4 protein-coding genes and 1 pseudogene are annotated in these 4996 nt (G+C 75.2%); 1 reads left to right on the forward strand and 4 read right to left on the reverse strand.

The window, feature by feature from the left end:
* Positions 1-59: 59 nt before the first annotated feature.
* Complete coding sequence (locus G3I53_RS16110) at positions 60-692, reverse strand: TetR/AcrR family transcriptional regulator (RefSeq protein WP_164335311.1); 633 nt, start codon at positions 690-692, stop codon at positions 60-62.
* Between the two features lie 99 nt (positions 693-791).
* Here G3I53_RS16110 and G3I53_RS33910 point away from each other — a divergent pair.
* A pseudogene (locus tag G3I53_RS33910) lies at positions 792-986 on the forward strand (DUF6243 family protein); the annotation flags it as partial.
* 242 nt (positions 987-1228) lie between these two features.
* Here G3I53_RS33910 and G3I53_RS16120 read toward each other — a convergent pair.
* The 3 genes from G3I53_RS16120 to G3I53_RS16130 form a co-directional block, all read right to left on the reverse strand.
* A complete protein-coding gene (locus G3I53_RS16120; protein WP_164335313.1) occupies positions 1229-2233 on the reverse strand; it encodes a small ribosomal subunit Rsm22 family protein in 1005 nt (334 codons plus the stop codon).
* Between the two features lie 202 nt (positions 2234-2435).
* A complete protein-coding gene (locus tag G3I53_RS16125; protein ID WP_239063925.1) occupies positions 2436-3554 on the reverse strand; it encodes a serine hydrolase domain-containing protein in 1119 nt (372 codons plus the stop codon).
* Between the two features lie 11 nt (positions 3555-3565).
* Entirely contained in the window at positions 3566-4864 is a 1299-nt protein-coding gene (locus tag G3I53_RS16130) for a multidrug effflux MFS transporter (RefSeq protein WP_164337404.1), read from the reverse strand.
* Positions 4865-4996 lie beyond the last annotated feature (132 nt).

Below are 4996 nucleotides of genomic sequence, written 5' to 3' on the forward strand. Positions count from 1 at the left end.
GGCGGACCGGCCGGGGCTCGCCGGGGTGGCGGACCGGCCGGGGGCGGCCGGGGGCGGGGTCAGCGCGGGGCGAGGCCGTAGAGCGCGTAGTCGACGAGGGTGTCGGTGTACTCGTGGCTGATCGGGCCGCTGTACTGGAGCCAGCGCTGGGCGAGCGGGGCGACGAAGAGTTCCAGGGCGATGCGCGGGTCGACGTCGGGGCGGACCTGTCCGGCCTCCTGCGCGGAGCGCAGCCGCTCGATGTAGAGCTGGAGCTGGGGTTCGAGCAGCTGGGAGACGAACCTGCGGCCCAGCTCCTCGTTCACGACGCCCTCGGCGGCCAGGGCGCGGGACGGCGCCTCGAAGGTGGGGTCGTGCAGTTCGTCGACGGTGGCGCGCAGGACCGCCTTCAGATCGGCGGCGACGTCCCCGGTGTCCGGGATGCCCTGCGGTTGCGGGTCCTCGGAGGCGGCGCGGGCGGCCTGCTGGCTCAGGTCCAGGAAGGCCTCCAGGAGCACGTCCGCCTTCGACGGCCACCAGCGGTAGATCGTCTGCTTCCCGACGCCGGCGCGGGCCGCGATGCCCTCGATGGTGGTGCGGGGATAGCCGACCTCGGAGACCAGGGCGAGGGCGGCGTCGTAGATGGCCCGCCGGGAGCGCTGGCTGCGGCGGGTGGAGTCGGGTGCGGTGCGCGGGGTCTGGTTCGAGGACATGTCTCGAATTTATCAGGTTGACAAGACGCTCCGTCTCGCCTGACACTGATGAGGCCGAAGCGAGACGAGACGTCTCGTCACCGAGAGGGAGGAAACACCATGACCCGTGGTGGAGGAAACATGCTGGGCGTCGGAGGCACTCGCCGGAACCTGGGCCGCAGGGCCCTGCGCGGCGGCGGGAACGGAGGACGCGTCGGCGGCGGCGTCGACCCGCAGGCCCAGAAGCGCGAACTGCTGCGCAAGCTGCAGGAGAAGCGGCAGGGGCAGGGACAGGGGCCGGGCCAGTGGACGGCGCCGGCGACGGCGACGGCGAGGCAGCAGGACGGAAGGAAGGAACAGCAGAGCGGGAAAGGGCGGGTGAGCGGGAAACACCGGGAGGGCGGCCGGTGAACCCGAGGAGCGGGGACGCCTGCGCCGGGCGACGGGCGCCTGCGCCCGGGGTGTGGGTGCCTACGCCGGGAAGGGCGGGCGCCTGCGCCCGGGGTGTGGGTGCCTACGCCGGGAAGGGCGGGCGCCTGCGCCCGGGGTGCGGGTGCCTACGCCTGGGCCGGGGGCGGGGGCGGCCAGGGGTCGCCCCAGTCGGTGTCCCGGGCCGCCCGGTACTGATCGCCGTGGCGCTTGGTGACCGTGGCACGGCGCAAGGACGGGGGCGCCTCGCACAGGTCGAGGAGGACCTGGCCCTTGCGGATCTGCGGTCTGCGCACGACCCGGGAGGCGGCCGGCACGGCCGGCAGGCGGGTCGCGGCGACGTAGCTGAACTTCTCGTCCTCGTAGGCGAGAGAGCCGCCCTTGACCTGGCGGTGCAGCGAGGAGCGGCTGACCCTGGCCGAGAAGTGGCACCAGTCCGTGCCGGGCACGATGGGGCAGGCGTCGCTGTGCGGGCAGGGGGCGGCGACCCGGAAGCCGGCGGAGATCAGCCGGTCGCGGGCCTCGATCACCCGCGCGTATCCGTCGGGGGTGCCGGGCTCGACGATCACGACGGTGCGGGCGGCCCCGGCGGCCGCGTCGACGAGGGCCGCTCGGTCCGCCTCCGTCAGTTCGTTGAGGACGTAGGAAACCGTCACGAGATCGGTGCTCTCCAACGTGAGCGCCGCTCCGATACGCGAGCGCTGCCAGCGGACGCCCTTGAGAGCGGGGTGGGACGCGGCGAGCTCCCGCCCGACGGCGAGGGCGGGTTCGGCCCAGTCCAGGACCGTCACCGGCCGCTCCCCGCCCCAGGTCGCGTTCACCGCCCAGGCGGCGGCACCGGTGCCGCCGCCGACGTCCAGATGGTCGCCGGGCGCCCAGTCGGGAACGGTGTCCGCGAACGCCTCCAGCGCCGACCGCACCGCCTCGAACGTCGCGGGCATCCGGTACGCGGCGTAGGCCGCCACGTCGGCCCGGTCCCGCAGGATGGGCGCTCCGGTGGGGGTCGCTCCCCGGTAGGTGGAGATCAGCCGCTCGACGGCCTGCGCGGCCTGCCGGGGCGGCAGCCCGTCCAGCAGCCCGGCGAGGGCGGAGCGCAGGGTGTCGGCGGGGGTGAGGGGGGCGGGGGCGTTCACCCGGCGAGTCTATGCGGCGGGCGCGGCCGGTCCGGTCCGGGAGGCCGGGGGCTGCGCGGACGGGCCCTCGGCGGGCTCGCGACTCGCTCTCGCGCCCCGTACCCCGCACGTCGCGAGGCCGCTCCCCCGCGCCGCGACGCGCCCGTTCACGGCACCGCCGTCACCGGCCCGCCGTCACCGGCTCGCCGTCACATCACCACCGTCACCGGCCCCGCACCGCCCGCGCCAGGCGGGAGGCCGCGCGTGCCCGGGGCCCGTTGTCCGGGGTGGGGCGGCGGCGCGGGTGGACGGTGTTGGCGAGCAGGACCAGGAAGGTGTCCGTCGCCCGGTCCAGGACGAGGGACGTGCCGGTGAAGCCGGTGTGGCCCGCCGCGCCCCGGCCCGCGAGGTCCCCCATGAACCACCGCTGGTCCAGGGCGAATCCCAGGCCCGGCGGCGTGAACAGCAGGTCCACGAAGTCGGGGCCGAGGATGCGGGCGGGCCCGTAGGAGCCGCCGGCCAGCAGGGCCCGGCAGAAGACGGCCAGGTCGTGGCCGGTGGAGAACAGTCCGGCGTGGCCGGCGACCCCGCCCAGCGCCCAGGCGTTCTCGTCGTGCACCTCGCCCCGCACCAGTCCGCGGTCCGCCTTCCCCCACGGCCGCCGCTGGTCCTCGGTGGCCGCCGCGCCGGGGCAGGGCCCGAAGTCCGTGGCCGTCATCCCCAGGGGCCGGGTGATCCCGTCGTGGACGAGGGTGTCGAGGGGGCGGCCGGTGAGGCGTTCCAGGAGGTGCTGGAGCAGCAGCATGTTCAGGTCGGAGTAGCAGTACGTGCCGGGCACCCCGACGGGCTGCTCGGCGCGGAGCAGCGCCAGCCGTTCCGCGTCGTCGGCGCAGTCGTACAGCGGGAGTTCGGGCCGCAGCCCGGAGGTGTGGGTGAGCAGCTGGCGGACGGTGACGCCGTGCCGGGCGGCGCCGGTGAAGTCCGGGAGGTAGGCGCCCACCCGGGCGTCGATGCCGAGGGTGCCGCGTTCGATCTGCTGCACGGCAGCCACCGAGGTGAACAGCTTGGTGAGAGACGCGAGGTCGAACGGGGTGTCCACGGTCATCGGGACGCGTTCGGCCGGGGGCAGTTCCACCCCGGCGTCCGTCTCCTCGTCGTAGGCGGCGAACCGCACGGCCCAGCCCGCGGCCTCCCGCACCACGAGCACCGGGCCGCGGCCGGCGAACACGACGGCGCCCGCCGCCCAGGGGCGTTCACCGGTGGTGGCCTCGTGGATCTCCCGGACCAGGTGCCCGAGTTCGCCGACATCGAGCCCGGCCCGCTCCGCTGTGCCGTGGCGCAGTCTCGGTGCGCTCAGTGCCCTTCCTCCGCCCTCTGGCCCTCGCTCGCGCGCAGCGTACCGGGCTGCTCCGCGCCCCCCGTGCCGCCGTCCGCTCCGGCGCGTGCGCGCCCCCGTCCCGGGCGGCACAGTGTCACGAAGCAGGCCATCGCGACCAGCGCGGCGCCCAGTTGGACGACGGCCATGGGGACGGCACTGTCCTCGCCGGCGATCCCGACCAGCGGGGAGGCGATCGCGCCGATGAGGAAGGAGGACGTACCGAGCAGCGCGGACGCGGACCCGGCGGCGTACCGGGTGCGCATCAGCGCGAGCGCCTGGGTGTTGGGCAGCGTGATGCCCATCGCCGACATCAGCACGAACAGCGCCACCGCGACCGGCCCGAGCCCGACCTCGCCGAACACGCCGACCGACATCAGCAGCAGTGCCGTCGCCGCGAGGATGACGATCGACAGGCCGAGGGCGAGCACCTTGTCGAGGCTCACCCGGCCGACGAGCACCTTGCCGTTGATCTGGCCGACGAGCACCAGTCCCACCGAGTTCAGCCCGAACAGCAGGCTGAACGTCTGCGGGGAGGCGCCGTGGATCTCCTGCACGACGAACGGGGAGGCGGCGATGTAGGCGAACAGGGCGGCGAACGCGAACCCGCCGGCGAGGAGGTAGCCGGTGAACGGGCGGTCCGCGAGCAGTCGGCGCATCGCGCCGAACGTCTCCCGGACCCCGCCGGTGTGCCGCTCCGCGGGCGGCAGCGTCTCCGGCAGCTTCGCCCAGACCACCACCGCCAGCACCGCGCCCAGCACGGCGAGGACGAGGAACACGCCGCGCCAGTCGGTCACCCGCAGCACCTGCCCGCCGACCAGCGGCGCCACGACCGGTGCCACCCCGGAGATCAGCATCAGGGTGGAGAAGAAGCGGGCCACGGCCACGCCCTCGTACAGGTCACGGACCACCGCCCGCGCGATGACGATGCCGGCGGCCCCCGCGAGCCCCTGGACCAGCCGGAAGGCGATGAGGAGTTCCACCGTGGGCGCGAACGCGCACACCGCCGTGGCCACCACGTAGGCGACGAGACCCACCAGCAGCGGGCGCCGCCGCCCCAGCCGGTCGCTCAACGGCCCCACCAGCAACTGGCCCAGGGCCATGCCGGCCAGGCAGGCGGTGAGCGTGAGCTGCACGGTGGAGGCGGGCGCGTGCAGGGACCGGGTGACCTCGGGCAGCGCGGGGAGGTACATGTCCATCGCCAGCGGGGCGGTGGCGGTCAGGCTGCCGAGGATGAAGGTCACCAGCAGCCGCGCCCGGCCCGCCGGCCCCCGCAGGGCCGAGGCACGCGGGTCGACGTCGGCCCGCGCGCGGGCGTCTTCGGTGCGGGCGTCGTCGGCGCGGGCGTCCTTGACGCGGACGTCACCGGTGCGGGCGTCGTCGGTGAGGGCGTCGCCGGTGCGGACGCC

The organism is Streptomyces sp. SID14436, from assembly GCF_010548465.1.
GTDB lineage: Bacteria > Actinomycetota > Actinomycetes > Streptomycetales > Streptomycetaceae > Streptomyces.